The organism is Bacillus sp. XF8 (genome assembly GCF_017498755.1).
Classification (GTDB): Bacteria; Bacillota; Bacilli; order Bacillales; family Bacillaceae_G; genus Bacillus_A; species Bacillus_A bingmayongensis.
In genome coordinates this window covers 166,010-184,684 of sequence record NZ_JAGDQK010000020.1, presented here as the reverse complement: position 1 = coordinate 184,684, position 18,675 = coordinate 166,010, and the positions used below count along the sequence as shown (strand labels likewise).

The 18,675-nt window shown below is 35.8% G+C and carries 18 protein-coding genes and 1 pseudogene; 15 read left to right on the top strand and 4 right to left on the bottom strand.

The features are described 5' to 3' along the window. Window positions 1–1,049, bottom strand: a pseudogene (locus J4P91_RS14175) (IS200/IS605 family accessory protein TnpB-related protein); the annotation flags it as partial. Window positions 1,050–1,362: 313 nt separating this feature from the next. Between J4P91_RS14175 and J4P91_RS14170 the strand changes: the two are divergent. From J4P91_RS14170 to J4P91_RS14155, 4 genes are all read left to right on the top strand, one after another. Next, a complete protein-coding gene (locus J4P91_RS14170) occupies window positions 1,363–1,842 on the top strand; it encodes an HIT family protein (protein ID WP_207994651.1) in 480 nt (159 codons plus the stop codon). Then, a complete protein-coding gene (locus J4P91_RS14165) occupies window positions 1,820–2,668 on the top strand; it encodes a PP2C family serine/threonine-protein phosphatase (RefSeq protein ID WP_207994650.1) in 849 nt (282 codons plus the stop codon). The genes J4P91_RS14170 and J4P91_RS14165 overlap by 23 nt, the downstream gene beginning before the upstream one ends. An 11-nt stretch (window positions 2,669–2,679) precedes the next feature. Beyond that, complete coding sequence (locus J4P91_RS14160; RefSeq protein ID WP_207994649.1) at window positions 2,680–3,126, top strand: NUDIX domain-containing protein; 447 nt, start codon at window positions 2,680–2,682, stop codon at window positions 3,124–3,126. A gap of 112 nt (window positions 3,127–3,238) precedes the next feature. Then, a complete protein-coding gene (locus J4P91_RS14155) occupies window positions 3,239–3,610 on the top strand; it encodes a DUF4181 domain-containing protein (RefSeq protein WP_207994648.1) in 372 nt (123 codons plus the stop codon). A gap of 75 nt (window positions 3,611–3,685) precedes the next feature. Here J4P91_RS14155 and J4P91_RS14150 read toward each other — a convergent pair whose 3' ends face one another. Further along, complete coding sequence (locus J4P91_RS14150; RefSeq protein WP_207994647.1) at window positions 3,686–4,531, bottom strand: oxidoreductase; 846 nt, start codon at window positions 4,529–4,531, stop codon at window positions 3,686–3,688. A 176-nt stretch (window positions 4,532–4,707) separates the two neighbouring features. Here J4P91_RS14150 and J4P91_RS14145 point away from each other — a divergent pair, with 176 nt between their 5' ends. From J4P91_RS14145 to J4P91_RS14105, 9 genes are all read left to right on the top strand, one after another. Then, window positions 4,708–5,667 (top strand): helix-turn-helix transcriptional regulator, encoded by a 960-nt coding sequence (locus J4P91_RS14145; protein WP_207994646.1) that lies wholly within the window; start codon window positions 4,708–4,710, stop codon window positions 5,665–5,667. A 144-nt stretch (window positions 5,668–5,811) separates the two neighbouring features. Continuing rightward, complete coding sequence (locus J4P91_RS14140) at window positions 5,812–7,017, top strand: MFS transporter (RefSeq protein ID WP_207994645.1); 1,206 nt, start codon at window positions 5,812–5,814, stop codon at window positions 7,015–7,017. A 154-nt stretch (window positions 7,018–7,171) separates the two neighbouring features. Next, a complete protein-coding gene (gene acoA / locus J4P91_RS14135) occupies window positions 7,172–8,170 on the top strand; it encodes an acetoin:2,6-dichlorophenolindophenol oxidoreductase subunit alpha (RefSeq protein WP_207994644.1) in 999 nt (332 codons plus the stop codon). A 17-nt stretch (window positions 8,171–8,187) separates the two neighbouring features. Next, window positions 8,188–9,222, top strand: a complete 1,035-nt coding sequence (gene acoB / locus J4P91_RS14130; RefSeq protein ID WP_207994643.1) for an acetoin:2,6-dichlorophenolindophenol oxidoreductase subunit beta — start codon at window positions 8,188–8,190, stop codon at window positions 9,220–9,222. 27 nt (window positions 9,223–9,249) lie between these two features. Beyond that, window positions 9,250–10,455, top strand: coding sequence for a dihydrolipoamide acetyltransferase family protein (locus J4P91_RS14125; RefSeq protein WP_207994642.1), 1,206 nt, complete (start codon window positions 9,250–9,252; stop codon window positions 10,453–10,455). 15 nt (window positions 10,456–10,470) lie between these two features. Beyond that, entirely contained in the window at window positions 10,471–11,850 is a 1,380-nt protein-coding gene (gene lpdA / locus J4P91_RS14120) for a dihydrolipoyl dehydrogenase (RefSeq protein WP_207994641.1), read from the top strand. Window positions 11,851–12,147: 297 nt separating this feature from the next. Then, entirely contained in the window at window positions 12,148–13,002 is an 855-nt protein-coding gene (locus J4P91_RS14115) for an alpha/beta fold hydrolase (protein ID WP_207994640.1), read from the top strand. A gap of 349 nt (window positions 13,003–13,351) precedes the next feature. Continuing rightward, window positions 13,352–13,897, top strand: coding sequence for a GNAT family N-acetyltransferase (locus tag J4P91_RS14110; RefSeq protein WP_207994639.1), 546 nt, complete (start codon window positions 13,352–13,354; stop codon window positions 13,895–13,897). A 396-nt stretch (window positions 13,898–14,293) separates the two neighbouring features. Beyond that, complete coding sequence (locus tag J4P91_RS14105) at window positions 14,294–16,150, top strand: sigma-54-dependent Fis family transcriptional regulator (RefSeq protein ID WP_207994638.1); 1,857 nt, start codon at window positions 14,294–14,296, stop codon at window positions 16,148–16,150. 136 nt (window positions 16,151–16,286) lie between these two features. Here the strand turns inward: J4P91_RS14105 and J4P91_RS14100 are convergent, their stop codons facing one another. Next, entirely contained in the window at window positions 16,287–16,838 is a 552-nt protein-coding gene (locus tag J4P91_RS14100; protein WP_207994637.1) for a hypothetical protein, read from the bottom strand. A 203-nt stretch (window positions 16,839–17,041) separates the two neighbouring features. On the opposite strand from J4P91_RS14100, the gene J4P91_RS14095 reads away from it, so the two are divergent. Together J4P91_RS14095 and J4P91_RS14090 are read left to right on the top strand one after the other, a co-directional pair. Further along, complete coding sequence (locus J4P91_RS14095) at window positions 17,042–17,284, top strand: DUF3977 family protein (RefSeq protein WP_207994636.1); 243 nt, start codon at window positions 17,042–17,044, stop codon at window positions 17,282–17,284. 219 nt (window positions 17,285–17,503) lie between these two features. Then, window positions 17,504–17,941, top strand: a complete 438-nt coding sequence (locus J4P91_RS14090; protein WP_207994635.1) for an NUDIX domain-containing protein — start codon at window positions 17,504–17,506, stop codon at window positions 17,939–17,941. Window positions 17,942–17,984: 43 nt separating this feature from the next. Here the strand turns inward: J4P91_RS14090 and J4P91_RS14085 are convergent, their stop codons facing one another. Beyond that, entirely contained in the window at window positions 17,985–18,602 is a 618-nt protein-coding gene (locus tag J4P91_RS14085; protein ID WP_207994634.1) for a TetR/AcrR family transcriptional regulator, read from the bottom strand. Window positions 18,603–18,675 lie beyond the last annotated feature (73 nt).

Genomic DNA, 18,675 nt, shown 5'->3' with positions numbered 1-18,675 from the left:
CAAGCAAAATGATCTAGATTACAATCTACCCCAATTACACCATCCGCTTTACTATAATTTGTGTGAAGGTTTTCCGGCACATCGACTAAACATTTCACAATGTAATACTCCCCATAGTCTTCAACAGACCACGCAATCGATTTGCCATGTTTTTTCTTATTCTTACACTGTAATTGTTTTGTGATCACTATCTCCATGATTTCTTGCCCATACGGGAATGTGACAGCTGGCAACATAACTTGTTTTCCTGTACTTGTCGTCAGCCATAATTCCTGATTCTTGATAACATACTGAAACACAAAATTTCCGTGTTTGGCATCTTTACGGCCAGATAGAATGAGTTGTTTATTTCGAGCACGGGAAAATAATGCTTTCCATTTGTCATGATTATGTATAAATTCATCGATTGTAAATTGAGACCGAAACAGTTTTTTACTTCCAAATACTGCGCTTGGAATATTCGTTTGATAAGATGAAAGTTTTTGCGTTAAACGGTATTGCCGGTGGGTTAGAAGGCCGATTTTCGCCTGAATTCTTTTGATTTGAACATCTAAGTACTGGTGTTCAAACAGATATTCATTTAGCCAAATCAAGGTGTCTTTTTTACGGGATAAGGAGATGAGGTTGTTGTGCTTCGCGAAGTGGGTGTTTTTCGGAAATGTCAGCTTTCCTTTCACACAACTTTGTTTGATTTTACGAAGATTTGTCAGTTTTGTCCGTTCTTGTTTCAACTTTTTCTTGAGCTTCTTGATTTTCTCTTGTGTTTGCTTCTCATATAGTTTTTGTAACTCCATTAAACCTGTAAATAACGCCCTTGCTTCTTGCACCGCGCTGTTTGCATAGTAATCAGTCAATTGATATTTCCGCTTGAGAACAAGATGAAGACTATCCGCATGCATCTTGCGGCCCCAACGTTTTTCTCGGACGATTGTTTGAAACGCATATCGTTTCGCCCTATTAAATATTTCCATTGTCTGTGTCAAGGTATCTACCATTTCATACGATACATCTCTTTTATAGATCCGTTTTGAAAAATACGTTTTCTTCACCTGTTCTCACCTCATTTTGTTTGATAAGACAATTATACAGCAAAACAAACATACGTTCTACAAAGAATGTCTTTTCTTTAAAAAAAAGAAAAAAACCGATTCATCCCCCACTTTCACTTCGTTTAGAGGAGGGAGTCTTCTCGGTTAAAATGACAAATGCCCATATATGTTTAAAGGTGGCTCATTAAAAAATTAAGGTTATAAGTAAAAATCGCTTTAATATTTTAGGTAATTCTGTCAGTTCTAAAAAATCGCATTAATTATTCGTTTTGTGATATTATAAATGGTAAATTTAAGAAATAGAGGGATGCATATGTCTACACAAAGTCACTTTGAAGAGCACTGTTTTATATGCCGGAAACATAAAGGGGAGATTAGGGTGCCAGGCGGAGCAATCTATGAAGATGATCTCGTGTATGTAGGACATGTTCACTGGGAAGAAGATGAGACGTATCTCGGCTATGTAATGATTGATATAAAAAGACATACGCCTGGGCTAGCTGAGTTAACAGACGAAGAGGCAAAAGCTTTTGGCTTAATTACAAGTAGAGTAAGCCGTGCATTAAAAGAATGTGAGGGTGCAGAACATGTTTATGCCTTCGTTTCCGGTAATGGAGTAAATCATATGCACATGCATATCATTCCGCGTTACCCAAATACACCGAAGGAATTTTGGTCGCCAACTAAGATAGCGAATTGGGAAGGTGCACCTCATGGACAAGTAGAAAAAATCCAAAAGGTATGTGAAAGAATACAAACGTATATGGTGAATGAGTATGCATACAACAAATAACAGACAATATTCATGGGTTGGTAGTGATGAAATGTGCTTAGGGGAAATTTCAGTTAAGCAGTATGGTGATATAGTGCTTGGCAGATACGGTGGAAATACAAGTGCAGGGGCAAAGAAGAATGAAGACGGTGTTTTCGTTTGGTCAAATGGAAATTGGGAATTTGCGATGGTCTTAGATGGACACAATAGTGCAGAAAGTGTCGCTTTAGTCGTACATACAATACAAAACGAATATGAAAATATAAAGGTCTTATTAGAAGAACCAATTGAAACAGTCTTTCGTTCTGTTGAAAATTATATCCTTACACTTTTTCAATCTAATTCATTCAAAAAAGCGTGCCAGCAAGTACAAGGTGAAACAGCGTGTTTAATTTGTGTACGAAAAGAAAATTATATTTGGTGGTTTTCTATAGGGGATTGCCTCGTTTATGTATTTCATGAAGAGTTACATAAGTTAGGACAGTATATGCTGAATCAACGTCATTTCTATGAATGGGTTGGGCATGTGAATACATTTTCTTTGCCCGTTCCATGTTATTCATCTGGTATTCGTGAACTACGTACAGGGACAAACAGAATCGTAATGGTAACAGATGGTGTACTCGAATGCGGAGAACGTCGTTATGAAAATCCGCTTCATTTGTATAAAGATATATATGAAAACAAAGTGAAACTAACAGAATGTGTTCAAAATGTATTAGAACATGTTCATCATCAGCTTGGACGAGATAGTGCGACAATGATTAGCTGGGACTTTGAAAATTATGTTTATGCCACTTATCCGAGTGATCAACCAGAGAACATACAATCTTCAAATCAGTCGTAAAGGGGCAGGAAATGAAGAGACCTTTATTGCGCGCAGAAGCTATTATTATGAATGAAGATCAGACTAAAGTTCTTGTTCAGTGTGACAAGCAAGAAGCATTTTATCGTTTTCCGGGTGGATCGATTGAATTTGGTGAGCCAGCATTTGAAACAATTACTCGAGAGTTACTTGAGGAATATGACATACAAATTCAAGTGGAGACACTAGCGATTGTAAATGAGCACATATTTGAGAGTGATGGGGAATCATATCATCAATGTACGTTATTTCATTGGTGCAAGCCGATAACGGAGATAAATGAAGCGTTATTTCATAAAGAACATGAAAATATTATTCTTACATGGAAAAGTATACAAGAATTGAAAGATAAACCGACTTATCCTGAAGGAATTGTTTCTTTAATAGAACAAAAATGTGATAGTGTGGCGCATTTACTTACACAAAGGATATATTGCTAATCAAAGGGAAGGGGAGAATTAGTGTCTCTCATTTTTTTATAAAAAGAAAAATGGGCTATGTATTACACATAATTTTTATTGAATGTATTTTTTGAAAATGGAGGAAATAATTTTGGGGAAATTGTTATTTTTAATAATAATTGTTATTCTATTTTTTCTGTTGGAGAACTTGCTAAGAAAAAAATTAAAGATTACGCGGAAAAATGGTTTTATCTATCGACCTGTTAATAGATTTCATAAATGGGGAGAGCGGATTATAATAATCATCTATTTAGTGGCGGGCTTTGTTTGTATTTACACTTCAGAGTATATAAAGGGTGCATATATATTATTTATATTTTTAGGTACGCAACAGCTTTTTCGGGCGTATATGGAATGGAAATTTGATAAAGAATCAAAAGAATATGTAATTTCTCTCTTGGGAGTATTTTGTTTAATCATTACATTTAATGGAATGATATATTTATTCCAACCTGTTGGTTAAAAGAGCTAGATAATAAGAGTCGTGATCACAATTTCAATGTGTATAACGACTCTTATTTATCGATAGTCTTTTACATTATATCTTTTTAAAACTCCTCAAAACAAGAAACTCCCACAATCTCCACGGAAGAATCTTTTTCGCAACCACCATCAATTTTACACCTTTTCCAATTGGGTATCGAAGTGTTGTGTTTTTCTCTTCGGCAATCGCTGCGATTTTTTTCGCAACATCTACTGGATTGCCAAATGTATCACTGCCATTATAAATATGATTTTGTATTTTATCCATATATGCTTTATAAGGAGAGGTTGATTCTGAATAATTTTCAGCAAGTTCTTTACCAACTTCCCATATGTTTGTGTTATAAGAACCTGGTTCGATTAACGAAACGTCTATTCCAAATGGCTTTACTTCTAGGCGAAGAGACTCACTCCAACCTTCCAGCGCGTATTTTGACGAAACATAAGGTGATAAGCCGGGAAATCCAACTTGACCACTAATACTACTCACATTGATGATTTTCCCGCTTTGTTGTTTTCGCATATAAGGCAAGACAGCTTGCGTTATCGAAATAGCTCCAAATAGGTTAGTCTCAAATTGTTTCCGATATTCTTCTACCGGAATTTCCTCTATAAATCCACCGCTTGCATATCCTGCGTTATTAACGAGAAGGTCAATTCGATTTAATTCTTTTAAAAATGATTGGAATGTATGTATAGATTTTTGATCTGTCACATCTAGTTGATAAATTTTAATATTTTCTTGTAAGTGTAATGCAGTCGCTTGAGATAATAATTTTGCTTGTTTATCAAGATTACGCATTGTAGCGATGACAAGATAGTCTTTCTTCGCAAGTTCAAGGGTAGTTAAAAGGCCAAATCCGCTTGATGCACCTGTAATAATTGCGATTTTTTTACTCATTTTAAGCTCACTTTCTTTTTTCTTACATCATAACGATTTCTATGTGGAAAATCTATTATTCTCTCTGTTAAATCGTGAAGCATACATATTGTTTCTTTACATACGTTTGTTATAATTGAAAATAATTATCAATTAAGATAAGTTGTATATTGCTGTGTAAAAGGAGTGTGAACTTCATGGAAGCTAGCGGTTTTCATGATATTTTTCATAAATATTTCAATGGATTACATGTAGAACAAGAACAGAAGATGCATGTATCAAAACCAATAGGAGAAGGAGAAATACAGAGGTGGACTTCTCTTTCCGGCATGGAAATTGTTTTATCAGACTATCAATTTCATACTAACCATCGCATTCATTTTTCATCAGATGCTGCAATGGTTGAGCTTAATTTTTGTATACAAGGTTCAGGAGAAGTACATATTTCTAATTCGTCCTATAATCTCAAAACTGGAAATTGTTATTTGTACTTTATGAAGGATTTTGAAGTTTTATTTGAGTATGAAAAGCAGAATCCGATGTATTCATTAGCAATCGGGATCCCTGTACCTTTGTTTAATCACTTTATGGGAAATGTAGTACATCCGAAAATACTAGATTTTCATTCTGTTATTGGCGATCGATCCTTTAAGAAGTTTCGAGATCCAATTGATCCAATGACCGTTCATATCATCAAACAAATAATAGCGCGACCTCACAGTCACCGTATTCATCAACTTGATATAGAGAGTAAGGCACTTGAACTTCTATCCATTTATTTTGGTAGATTTCTATTAAATGATAATCATCAAAAAAGAAATGGTCAATTATCAAAAAGTGATCTTGAAAAAATAAGAAGGGCCGAGGGAATTTTAATAGAGAGGATGGAAGCTCCTCCGTCTCTATTAGAATTATCAAAATCAGTAGGGCTAAATGATTATAAGTTAAAAATAGGGTTTAAAGAGTTATTTGGTACATCAGCTTTTGCCTATTTACGTGAAAAACGAATGGAGAGAGCAATGGATTTATTACGTGCTGGAAATAGCAATGTAAGTGAAGCAGCTTCTGCGGTTGGTTACACGAACTTAAGCCATTTCTCAGAACTGTTTCGAAAAAGATATGGAATGAATCCATCTGAATTTTTACGTATATATTAGCCTTTTCAAAAAAATCCGTTATACCGTCAATTCCTCCGTCATTTGGTAGTTGCATTTCAATGGAATGATTATAATTTCTAACAAACGAATGAAGCAATTATCAATATAGTCTTTTATGTAGAGGTAAATGAGGAGGAGTAGAAAATGGAAGAAAAAGCATCGAAGGTTTCAAGTTATTTTTGGATGTTTGTTTTAACAGGAATGTTCTTAATTATAACAACGACTGGTTTCGCTCGAATGGCGTATGGTATCATATTGCCTTTTATGCAAGAAGGTCTTCACTTGTCTACAGCACAATCAGGGATGCTCGGAACAATTTTGTTTTTAGGATATTTATTGACAGTAGGGATGTGTGGCATATTTACTCTTCGCTTTGGGGGTAAAATGGTTTTACTATTAGGAAGCTGGCTTGTTGTAGTAAGTTTACTTGGATTAGGATTTGTTCCTTCCTTTTGGTGGGCTTCTATTTGTATGCTTCTTGCCGGAGCGGGAAGTGCGCTCGTATATACGCCACTTATGTCTATCACAGTAGGGTGGTTTCCTAAAAATAGAGGAACTGTCATGGGACTTTTACTAAGCGGGGCAGGAATAGGAATGTTGCTGAGCGGAGTGATTGTGCCATTTATCGTGCATGTATTGCCTGCGTATAGTTGGCGTGCTGTTTGGCTCATTTTCGGAGCGATAACGTTATTGGTAGTAATAGTAGCTTCAGCTGTATTAAAAAATCCTGATGTTCCTTCAGAAGATAAACAAGAAAAAGAGAAATCTAAAGCGTGGAGAACGAAAGAATTATATACAATTGCATGGTTGTATTTTATTGTTGGAGTTGTATATTTAATTCCAAACTTATATCAAACAAGTTTTATGATTGATCGTGGAATTTCACCAGCGCTTGCTGGAACTGTGTACGCGGTAGCTGGTATTTTCTCAATTACAGGAGCGCCTATTTGGGGAATGGTTTCAGATCGAATTGGCGTAAAGAAAGCATTATCTTTCGCGCTTTCATTAGCTGTAATTGGGGATGTAATTCCAATTGTTTTTGGGAATATGGAAGGGTTTATTGTATCGGCAATCATTTGGGGATCTAGTTTAGGAGGAATTTTATTATTAATTCAAGTTGCGGCTTCCAAGCAAGTATCTCCGAAATATGTTTCGATGGCAATTGGGTTTATCTCTATCTTTTATGCGGTGGGTCAAATGGTTGGACCAGGTTTTGCTGGTTGGATAATTGAAAAAGCTGGTTTTGCGGCGGCGTATGGTTTAGGTGCTTTCTGCTTCTTTGTTAGTTTGTGTATAGGAATGGGTTTGAAAAAAGAAGCGAGTATGGATTCGATACCTATGGAACAATAATGGTGGTGAACAAAAGTGGACATAATGAGACACCAGTCTCATTGTGTCCACTTTTTTCTCTATTAAAAAGAGAAAAAGCTTATCATTCTAAGTTTTTAAATTTGGCACGATACTTGCAATATAAAAGACGAACAAGAAAATAGGAGGGCTGGCCATGTTAAAAACAACTGAAAGTAAAGGGAATGAGATGACAAAAGAACAAGCTCGTTGGATGTATGAAAAAATGTTAGAGATTCGTAAATTTGAAGATAAAGTGCACGAATTGTTCGCACAAGGTGTTTTACCAGGTTTCGTTCATTTATACGCTGGAGAAGAAGCAGTAGCAGTTGGTGTGTGTGCCCACTTAACAGATAGCGATAGTATTACGAGTACACATAGAGGTCATGGTCATTGTATCGCAAAAGGTTGTGATCTAGATGGTATGATGGCTGAGCTTTTTGGAAAAGCGACGGGATTATGTAAAGGAAAAGGCGGCTCAATGCATATTGCCGATTTAGATAAAGGAATGCTTGGTGCAAACGGTATTGTAGGAGGTGGATTTCCACTTGCATGCGGTTCGGCGCTAACAGCAAAGTATAAAGGTACAAAAGATGTAAGCGTTTGTTTCTTTGGGGATGGTGCAAATAATGAAGGAACTTTTCATGAAGGCGTGAATTTAGCAGCAATTTGGAAACTACCAGTTATCTTTGTTGCTGAAAACAATGGATATGGTGAAGCGACTACATTTGAATATGCTTCAAGCTGTAATTCAATTGCAGATCGGGCAAAAGCTTATAATATCCCAGGTGTCAGGGTAGATGGAAAAGACCTTCTTGCCGTATATAAAGCAGCAGAAGAAGCAGTTAAACGTGCGCGTAACGGAGAAGGCCCAACTTTAATTGAGTGTATGACATATCGTAACTATGGTCACTTCGAAGGCGAAGCACAAACATATAAAACAGCAGAAGAAAGAGAAGAGCATTTAAATGAAAAGGATGCGATTGTGAATTTCCGTAAGCATTTGATTAATGAAGGATTACTTACAGAAACTGAGCTTGTCGATATGGAAAAAGCAGTCGATGAAGCAGTACAAAAATCAATTGAGTTTAGTGAAAATAGTCCATATCCAGCTGATGAAGAACTACTAAAAGACGTGTATGTTTCTTACAAATAAGAGGAGGGTGAAAAACAATGACTAGAACAGTAAGTATGTCAAGTGCAATTAATGAAGCGATGAAATTAGCGATGCGCCGTGATGAAAATGTTATTTTAATCGGGGAAGATGTTGCTGGCGGTGCGCAAGTTGATCACCTGCAAGATGATGAAGCATGGGGCGGTGTCCTTGGGGTTACGAAGGGACTTGTGCAAGAATTTGGTCGTAATCGCATTTTAGATACACCAATTTCTGAGGCTGGCTATATGGGTGCAGCGATGGCAGCTGCTGCCACAGGATTACGTCCCATTGCTGAGTTAATGTTTAATGATTTTATTGGTAGCTGTCTAGATCAAGTGTTAAATCAAGGAGCGAAATTCCGTTATATGTTTGGCGGAAAAGCAAAAGTGCCTGTTACGATTCGTACGATGCATGGAGCAGGATTTAGTGCAGCAGCACAGCATTCACAAAGTTTATACGCATTATTTACAAGTATTCCTGGTATTAAAGTTGTCGTTCCGTCAACTCCATATGATGCAAAAGGGTTACTGCTAGCATCAATTGAAGATGATGATCCAGTTATCTTCTTTGAAGATAAAACACTTTACAATATGAAAGGTGAAGTTCCTGAAGATTACTATACAATCCCATTAGGAAAAGCAGATGTAAAACGAGAAGGGTCTGATGTGACAATTGTAGCAATTGGGAAACAAGTTCATACGGCACTAGAGGCGGCTAATCAGTTAACAAAGAAAGGATTTGAAGTGGAAGTAATTGACCCGCGCTGTTTATCACCGCTTGATGAAGACACAATTTTGGCATCTGTTGAGAAAACAAATCGCCTTATCGTTATCGATGAAGCGAACCCAAGATGTAGCATTGCAACAGATATTGCGGCAATTGTTGCAGATAAAGGTTTTGATTTATTGGACGCACCAATTAAGAGAATTACAGCACCACATACACCTGTTCCATTCTCACCACCACTTGAAAAGTTATACTTGCCAACACCTGAAAAAGTAATTGAAACAGTATCTGAAATGATCGGAGACCGTTCATTATTAAACGTGTAAGGAAACAAGAGAAGGGAGAGAGAAAGCATGGCTGTTGAAGTTGTAATGCCGAAATTAGGAATGGCAATGAAGGAAGGAATTGTAACAGCTTGGAACATAAAAACAGGTGACAATGTTACGAAGGGCGAATCAATTGCTAGCATTAACTCAGAAAAAATTGAAATGGAAATTGAGTCTCCAGCAGACGGAACAGTTTTAGATATAGCTGTAGGAGAGGATCAAGGTGTTCCTCCAGGTACTGTTATTTGTTACATCGGTAAACCAAATGAATCGGTGCCGCAGCATGAAGAGAATTCTGCTTCAGAAGGTCCAGCGCCTAAAATAGAACCGCCTACCCAAAATGTACAACATCCAGAACCATATGCGAAAGAAGGAATAAAACAAAGAATTAAAATTTCGCCAGTAGCCAAAAAAATTGCAAAAGCTGAAAATCTTGATATTACTAAACTAGTAGGAACAGGACCTGGAGGAAGAATTACGAAGGTTGATGTTCTAAAAGTGGTAGAAGAAAAAGCTGCAATTTCAAAAGTAGCTGAGCAAGAACAAAGTAAACAAATTCCTGTTACTGGTATGCGTAAAGCGATTGCTACTCGGATGCATGCAAGCTTACAAAATAGTGCGCAATTAACATTAACAATGAAGGTAGATGTTACAGATTTAGTTGCTTTACATAGGCAAATGGCTGATAGTGTGCAAAAACGCTATGAAAATAAATTAACGATTACAGATTTTATTTCTCGAGCTGTTGTTTTAGCACTGGAGGAGCACAAAGGGATGAATAGTGCTTATATTGATGATACAATCCATCAATTTGAAAATGTACATTTAGGGATGGCAGTTGCGTTAGAAAATGGCCTAGTGGTACCAGCAATCCGATTTGCGAGCAATTTATCACTTGTGCAATTGTCAAAAGAAATTAAAAACGTTGCAGCAAAAGCAAGAGAAGGTAGTCTAAGTAGTGATGATATGCAAGGAACAACATTTACAATTAGTAATTTAGGTGGTTATGGAATCGAATATTTCACACCAGTACTCAATACACCCGAAACAGGAATTTTAGGTGTAGGGGCAATTGAGCATGTTCCTGTATATAGAGGCGAAGAACTACAAAAAGGAAGCATCTTACCTTTAAGTTTAACATTCGACCATCGTGTATTAGACGGTGTACCAGCCGCTGCGTTTTTACGTACGATTAAACAATATTTAGAAGAGCCAGTGACAATTCTTTTATAAAAAGAAGGTGAGAGAATGAGTAAATTAGTTGTAATCGGCGGGGGACCAGCTGGATATGTGGCAGCAATTACTGCTGCCCAAAATGGGAAAGAAGTTATTCTCGTTGAAGAAAATGCACTGGGTGGTACATGTTTGAATGTAGGATGTATGCCAACAAAATCGTTGTTAGAAAGTGCAGAAGTACATGATATAGTGAAACATGCAAAGGAATTTGGGGTAAGACTTCCTCAAGATGATGTTCTAATTGATTGGCAGCAAATGCAGAACCGGAAAAAGAACATTGTCACTCAGCTTGTACAAGGCATTCAATATTTGATGAAGAAAAATAAAATTAAAGTGATAAAAGGAAAAGCTCGTTTTCAAACGGATCACCGTTTACAAATTATACAGGGTGGTAAAGGAGAAACTTTAGATGCGAGTCAATTTATTATCGCATCTGGATCAGAACCTACTGAATTACCATTTGCACCGTTTGATGGGGAATGGATTTTAAATAGTAGTCATGTGATGTCCCTTGATCATATACCAGCATCATTACTCATTGTTGGTGGAGGGGTAATAGGGTGTGAGTTTGCTAGTATTTATAGCCGGCTTGGAACGAAGGTAACAATTGTGGAAATGGCACCACAGCTTCTTCCAGGTGAAGATGAAGACATCGCAAGTATTTTAAGAGAAAAACTAGAGCGTGATGGTGTTCAAATTTTTACTGAAACAAGCTTAAAAGGTTTGAATAATTATAAGAAACAAGCATTGTTTGAAAGTAAGGATGGTTCTCATGAGTTAAACCCAGATTATGTTCTTGTTTCAGTCGGTAGAAAGCCACGTGTGGATGGATTGGAGCTTGAAACAGCGGGGATCGAATTTTCGAGCAAAGGAATTGCTGTAAATGAGCATATGCAGACGAATGTTTCACATATTTATGCTGCAGGTGATATTATTGGTGGAATTCAGCTTGCTCATGTAGCCTTTCATGAAGGAGCTACAGCTGCTTTACATGCATGTGGCGAAGAAGCAAAAGTGAACTATCACGCAGTACCGCGCTGCATATATACAGCACCAGAAATTGCAAGTGTTGGTTTAACAGAAAAGGGTGCGCATGAGCGATATGGAGATGTTCTCATTGGAGAATTTCCATTTACTGCAAATGGGAAAGCACTCATCCTAGGAGAACAAATTGGGAAAGTGAAAGTAATGGTTGAGCCGAAGTATCAAGAGATTATTGGAATTTCGATTGTCGGGCCTCGTGCGACAGAACTGATTGGACAAGGAACTGTCATGCTTCATACGGAAGTAACAGCTGATATAATGAGAGATTTTATCGCAGCGCATCCGACATTATCGGAAGCGATTCATGAAGCCGTGTTAAAGGCGATAGGTCATGCTGTGCATGCGTGAGTAATATGGTTGGAAAAGAACAAGTTTGATATCACAAACTTGTTCTTTTTATTGTATGACGAGATTGTAAAATAATGTGGCATCGAGATATTAGAACCATATATTTGTAAGTTGAAAGTATTTCAGTCTAAAAAATCAGATTTGTCAGTTATTGATTAAATGTTATATAATAAGAACGTATATTCTCGTGAAATGATGAAATTTTATTGGGTTTATATCACCCTTTAAAGTATATTTTGAGTTGAATAAAGAAATGAAGTAGAAAACTTTTTGTTTTTAAAATAAGGAGGATTTTTTATGATATGCCATATTAAAGATGCACAAATATATTATGAAATAATTGGTGAGGGAAAACCCGTAATTCTTTTACATGGATGTTCTGTTGATCATAGGCTGATGATGGGATGTATGGAATCAGTGTTTCATAAACATACAGGCTATAAGCGCATTTATATTGATTTACCGGGTATGGGAAAATCGACTGCACCTAATTGGATAAATAGTTCTGATGTTTTATTGGATGTTTTGACTTTATTTATCGAAAAGGTTGTTCCAGATGAAAAATTTCTACTCGCGGGAGAATCATATGGCGGATATTTATCTAGAGCAATCCTTTCAAAAATGCCTCAGCGAATTGATGGTTTATTGCTCATCTGTCCTGTTATAATTGCAGATCATAAAGCCAGAACAGTTCCGAAATATAATAGGATTATAAGTGATGATGAATTTTTAAATAAACTTTCATCGGATGAAAGAAACGAATTTTGTGAGCTAGCAGTGATAGCAAATGCATATACATACAATCGGTATAAAGAAGAAATCAAACCAGGACTTACAGTAGCTAATACAGAGTTTGTTGAAATGCTTCAAAGAAATTATACGTTATCATTCAATGCAAATGGACAAAAATACGACAAACCTGTTCTTTTACTCGCTGGAAGGCAAGATATAGTTGTAGGATATCAAGACTTATTGAAGATTATGGAAGAGTATCCACGAGCAACAATTGCAGTTTTAGATATGGCTGGTCATAATTTACAGATTGAACAACCTGAGTTATTTGAGAATCTAGTCGGGGAATGGATGAAACGAACAGAGAATTCCATTCCTAATGATTCGCATGAAAAGCAACAAAAGGAATCACCTTTATAAGGATATTTCGAGGAAAAGACTGTGTAAAAAATGTCCTGTATTATAGAGTATCAAGTAATCTATGATGTAGGTTTACATTTCAGTAATTAACTATCTTTATATATATTTAACCTATGTCGGCTCTTTTATTTCTCGGTTTATGAAAGGGGAAAGAGGAAAAGGCTTATACAAAGATTACTTGATGGTGACGGCTACATCTATGATAAACTAAGATTATCAAGATTTACCACCTGAAAAAATATTCTATGGAAATAAATCAGGGCAGGCTATTTGGTTAGAATTGTAATGAATTACAAAGATTTTTACCCGTTTCAGTCTTTAAATCAACTTCATATCAAAGGAGTATACCATGATAATTAACAAACAGGAATTTTATGTAAATGGGATCCGTTATACTGTTAGATCCGCACTTGAAAAAGATGCAAAAGCTTTGTCTGATTTAAGATTACAGATTGATGGAGAGACCGAAAATATGGATAGAGAAAAAGGGGAGGCATTCATAGATATACCGGGGTTTGAAGAAATTATACAAACGGATACTGAAAGTCCGAGGAACTTATTTTTAGTTGCTGTAGTGAACGAACGGATTGTTGGTTTTTCAAGATGCGAGGGAGTGTATTTAAAACGATTCTCTCATAAAGTAGAGTTTGGAGTATGCGTATTAAAAGAGTTTTGTGGACATGGGATTGGTAAAAATCTTTTACAAGAGTCTATATGTTGGGCTGACGCTAATGGAATTAAAAAGATTGCTTTGAATGTGCTAGAAACAAACGATAAAGCTATTACACTTTATAAAAAACTAGGGTTTGAAATTGAAGGTGTATTAAAGAATGATAAAAGACTTGCTGATGGTAAGTACTATAATACCATCATTATGGGAAGATTTAATGGATAATAACTTATGAAGTTATATATATTTCTACACGAACAAATTAAAAAATAGAGTAGGAGCATACGTGTAAAGGAGTGAGAATGTTGCAATTAAGAACAAAATTATGCATTAGTATCGTGTCCACTGTTTTGTTCATTATAGCAAGTACCATATTTTTTCTAAACAATCATCCGATGAAGTGGTTATGGGTTTTCATTGCAGTGAGTTCTATTTTGCAAAATCTAGTATTATTTAGAAAGTATAAAAGTATTCATTAAAATATTCGAATTGTTAACATATTTGTGTCATCTCCTTGATTGTATTGAAAACGTTTTTATGGAGTTTTATAATAAAATTATATTTCCTCGCATGCCCTCTTAAAAATGAATCTCCAACAATGAAGAAAAGGGAGATGATAGAATGTTAGCTTCACCGTTTTACTTACATACTTGGAAAAAGTTTGTTGATGAAGGTGTACTCGATTCTGCTAGAATAAACAAAAGAATTTCAGAATCTTGGCACCGATGTAAAGAAGCAAATGTCAATCCGCATATGAATAAAGGTCAGAATATTTTAACTTCAAATACGTTTTTTGAACAAAAGAAAAAAAGCGAAATCTTCCTTGATATAGCCTTACCACACTTGCAAAATATGAAAAAAACAATAGATGAATTACAAATGATGGCCCTATTAATAGATCCTGATGGATACGTACTTTCTATAACTGGAAATAAAGATACGTTAAAGCAAGCTAAGCATATTAATTTTATTGAAGGTGTGAAATGGACAGAAGCAGCCGTGGGAACGAATGCAATTGGCACAGCACTTGCGATAGAAGAAGCAATTATGATAAGCGGTACAGAACACTATTCTGTTGCGTCTCATAGCTGGAGTTGTGCTGCTGCACCCATTCATAATGATGATGGCAAGTTAATTGGTGTTCTTGATTTTTCATGTCCAATTGAGTTTTCCCATCCGTATATGCTAGGTATGGTAACATCTATTGCACACGCAATTGAACGTGAATGTAGTATTCGTGTACATCGACATGAATTAGAATTAATTCATCGTTTTTTAGATGTAATTGATAGTGATGAACCATTGATTATTTGTAATCATCGACAAGTTGTCATTTCTGCGAGTAAACCAGTTCGCGAACAAGTTTCTAATTGGTCACGGATGAAGGTAAATGATTTATTGCAGTATGGATTTCAAAGCCGGATGGAGGTACCTGTATATAATAATGATAGGATGGTAGGGAAATGTATATACCTATCAAAAAAACAACTTGAAAAAGTGTATCACTCTTTTCAAATGCAAAAGGCAGTACATTTTCCAGGAGTTATTGGAACAAGTGATTCATTCCAGCGTACGTTAGAAGAAATTAAGCTTGTTTCGCAGACTGATACAAGTGTTTATGTTTGCGGAGAAACTGGGGTTGGAAAAGAGTATGTTGCAAAAGCGATCCATGAGAATAGTACAAGAAAAAATGGGCCGTTTGTAGCAGTTAACTGCGGAGCACTACCGAAAGAATTAATGGAGAGTGAATTATTTGGTTATGTAGAAGGGGCCTTTACAGGGGCACGCCGTCAAGGATACAAAGGGAAATTTGAGCAAGCGAATGGCGGAACGATTTTTCTTGATGAGATAGGAGAAGTTCCCCCGGAAATGCAAGTAGCACTTCTACGTGTTTTACAAGAGCGTAACGTAACACCGATTGGAAGTGCGAGAGAAGTGCCAGTGGATATTCGCGTCATTACTGCAACGCACCGTGATTTACTGCAGTTAGTAGAAGAAGGGAAATTCCGCCAAGATTTATACTATCGTTTACATGTATATCCTATTTATGTACCTTCTTTATGTGAAAGAAAAGAGGATATTCCATATTTTATTCAAGACTTTTGTAAAAAGAAAGACTGGGATGTTCAATTCCCATCTAGTATTTGTAATCAGTTTCTGCAGCATGAATGGCCAGGAAATATTCGTGAATTGTTAAATGTGTTAGAGCGCATATATATTCTTTCACAAGGGCGGGAAATATGTGAAAAACAAGTTTCTTTCTTATTGCAAACAATGCAGGCAAATCAAAAAGGACTTGAGTTAAAAGAGCAAACAAACGTTAAGCAAGAACATACATTAACTTTCCGTGAAAAAATACAGCGTGACGGAATGATTGAAGCGCTTCAAAAAACAAAGGGAAATGTATCACTTGCGGCAAAGCTATTGGATGTCCCGCGTAGTACGTTTTATAAACGAATGCAACGATTTCAGCTATAAAAGAAGCAGGTTTCTATCAATCTGCTTCTTTTATATGTAAGTGCACGTTCTGTCGGAATATGCGCTTACCGGGGAAATAGTAAACGATAAAAATTTTTATACATTTAAATTAGTTAATAGGATAAAGGTATATCATTCAAATGTGATTTTGCTGAAGGAATCGGGAAATCATATGGTATTCATTCCATACTCTCTTTCTACCGATATCAGTTAAGTGCCATGTATCTTTCGTAAGATTTCTATGATCTTGTAATGGAAGAACATCAATAGTCATGTTGCTAGTAGCAAACGCTGTTGCGATAAGCAAGAATCTCTTCATAAAAAAGGTCTTACCTACTAGTAAAATATTTTTACTTACTGTTGTTTTGGATAGGTGAAGCATTGCATTTTTTATAACATCGTTAGCGGTAGTAGCTTCTCCTGTTATTGGGACAATTATTTCTTCAGAAATGCCTAATGTAGTTAAAATTTCTTTATGAAAGATAAACTCATTTGCATTTAAAAATGCATTATGTACACTGGGAATCATAATCGTTTTAAAGCCTTCCTCATGAAATAATGAAACAATTTGTTCATTTAATTCAGTGTAATGACCAGGATGATAGAGAACAACATCTGGATTTTGAAAATTATTTTGTCTTTCTATAAAAATCATTTCACTTAATAGAGTAGTAAATTGGTTATTCATAATACATATACCTCTCTAAAGACAATATTTACTTATTTTTGAGTTATTCGTCATTATAGAACTTTCTCCTTTATGCTAACTTCAGTAAGGGAGAAACAAAGGAGAATCTGTCAAAACATGCGCTTACCAGGGAAATAGTAGAATGTTTAGAACAACATTTCCTAAGAGGAGATTACAGGTATTTCATATAAGGAGAGTTATAAGTGAAGTATGTAGAAGTTGGTATCGGAAATAAATGGTTTATCCGAACAGAAATAGAGCGAGAAGATGGAACAGAGTTTGAGCAAAAAGGAGTCGTGAAACCTATTTGTTTTGAATCATGCTATTTACGAGTTTGGTTTAGAAAAACTTGTTTGATTTTTGATTCAAAAGAAGGGTTCAAGAAAGTAAAAAAGAAGCGAAATGAGTATAAGTTCATTTTGGGAATTGTAAGTAGATTAAAATAAATTGATTAAATATCGTTACCAAGAATGTTTTGGTAACGATTATTTTTATCCCGCTATTTGCGGGTAGTGATACGCCTTGCTCAAAATCCGATGAAAGCAAAGAAGTTAGATAGGAAATAAACCGCCTGTAAAAGCCTGATTAAAGTTTCACTTTATTAAATAAGAAATAATTATAAAAATTTGCAAAAAATAAATAGAAAGTATTTAAGGAGAATGAACATGGCTATTTCTACATACTACAAACAAATACGTGAAAAATTAGGTTCTGACCTCATTTTCATGCCGAGTGTAGCGGCAATCATAAAAAACGATTTAGGAGAAATTTTATTCCAATATCCTGGGGATGAATATTGGAGCCTCCCTGCAGGAGCAATTGAGCTTGGTGAAACGCCAGAGGAAGCTGTAGTACGTGAAGTATGGGAGGAAACAGGTTTACAGGTAAAAGTGAAAGAAATAATAGGGATTTTTGGAGGGAGAGGCTTTCGTCATACCTATTCAAATGGAGATCAGGTGGAATATATAGTTGTTGTGTTTGAATGTGAAGTGGTAGGAGGAGAACTGGTAGCGATAGATGGGGAATCTTTAAAACTTCAATACTTTTCATCACATGAAAGACCGAAGCTAGCATTGTCATATCCTGAAGAATTATTTTTATAAGAATGATAGAATAGCACACTTTCTTCATGTAAAGGAAAGTGTGCTATTCGTTTTTATATAACCCTGCTGAATACATCTCTGTAAGTGTATAAACAATACCCTCTAAATCTATTTCCTCTTTGTTTCGAACGATCTCCCATTGAAACATTTCGTTCATATAAAACCAACTGCGTGCCACAATTGCTTTGTTTAATTCATTTCGTGCTAAGCCATTTTCTTGAGAATAGGTGATATCTTGCATAATTCGATTTATAAAACGCTCACGAATCTCATTCCACTTTTGACGTATTTCTTTTGAAGCACCGATGGCCTCTTCTACAACTTGCAATATATTCCTTTCTTCCTCAGCTAATTGTAAGAAGGCACGTACTTGATTTTGAATCATATCATGCGCTTCTGTTTTTGTTTTAGGAAAAAAGGATCGCTCAGCAATGTTGTAAAAGCGATTCATCACATCTTCCATAAGGACAGTGAGTATTGCATCTTTATTTTTAAAATAAACATATGCCGTACCATAACCAGTTTCAGCATGTTTAATAATTTGAGAGATTGTTGTTTTGTGAAATCCGTTTTCTAGAAATATATGCTGTCCGGACTTTAGCAATTTATTTCTTGTTTCGAGTGATCGATGTTGTCTGGATGAAAGATGTTCTTTTTTCAAAATACCACCCCTTCATACTGAAATATCTGAAAATATAACTTTATTCTAGTGGAATAGAATGTAAAAAGTCAAC

Bases quoted from the DNA above. Each gene is read 5' to 3' on its own strand.
- J4P91_RS14170 (WP_207994651.1), top strand. From the start codon at position 1,363: ATGTCTACACAAAGTCACTTTGAAGAGCACTGTTTTATATGCCGGAAA.
- J4P91_RS14165 (WP_207994650.1), top strand. From the start codon at position 1,820: ATGAGTATGCATACAACAAATAACAGACAATATTCATGGGTTGGTAGT.
- J4P91_RS14160 (WP_207994649.1), top strand. From the start codon at position 2,680: ATGAAGAGACCTTTATTGCGCGCAGAAGCTATTATTATGAATGAAGAT.
- J4P91_RS14150 (WP_207994647.1), bottom strand. From the start codon at position 4,531: ATGAGTAAAAAAATCGCAATTATTACAGGTGCATCAAGCGGATTTGGC.
- J4P91_RS14145 (WP_207994646.1), top strand. From the start codon at position 4,708: ATGGAAGCTAGCGGTTTTCATGATATTTTTCATAAATATTTCAATGGA.
- J4P91_RS14140 (WP_207994645.1), top strand. From the start codon at position 5,812: ATGGAAGAAAAAGCATCGAAGGTTTCAAGTTATTTTTGGATGTTTGTT.
- acoA (WP_207994644.1), top strand. From the start codon at position 7,172: ATGTTAAAAACAACTGAAAGTAAAGGGAATGAGATGACAAAAGAACAA.
- acoB (WP_207994643.1), top strand. From the start codon at position 8,188: ATGACTAGAACAGTAAGTATGTCAAGTGCAATTAATGAAGCGATGAAA.
- J4P91_RS14125 (WP_207994642.1), top strand. From the start codon at position 9,250: ATGGCTGTTGAAGTTGTAATGCCGAAATTAGGAATGGCAATGAAGGAA.
- lpdA (WP_207994641.1), top strand. From the start codon at position 10,471: ATGAGTAAATTAGTTGTAATCGGCGGGGGACCAGCTGGATATGTGGCA.
- J4P91_RS14115 (WP_207994640.1), top strand. From the start codon at position 12,148: ATGATATGCCATATTAAAGATGCACAAATATATTATGAAATAATTGGT.
- J4P91_RS14110 (WP_207994639.1), top strand. From the start codon at position 13,352: ATGATAATTAACAAACAGGAATTTTATGTAAATGGGATCCGTTATACT.
- J4P91_RS14105 (WP_207994638.1), top strand. From the start codon at position 14,294: ATGTTAGCTTCACCGTTTTACTTACATACTTGGAAAAAGTTTGTTGAT.
- J4P91_RS14100 (WP_207994637.1), bottom strand. From the start codon at position 16,838: ATGAATAACCAATTTACTACTCTATTAAGTGAAATGATTTTTATAGAA.
- J4P91_RS14090 (WP_207994635.1), top strand. From the start codon at position 17,504: ATGGCTATTTCTACATACTACAAACAAATACGTGAAAAATTAGGTTCT.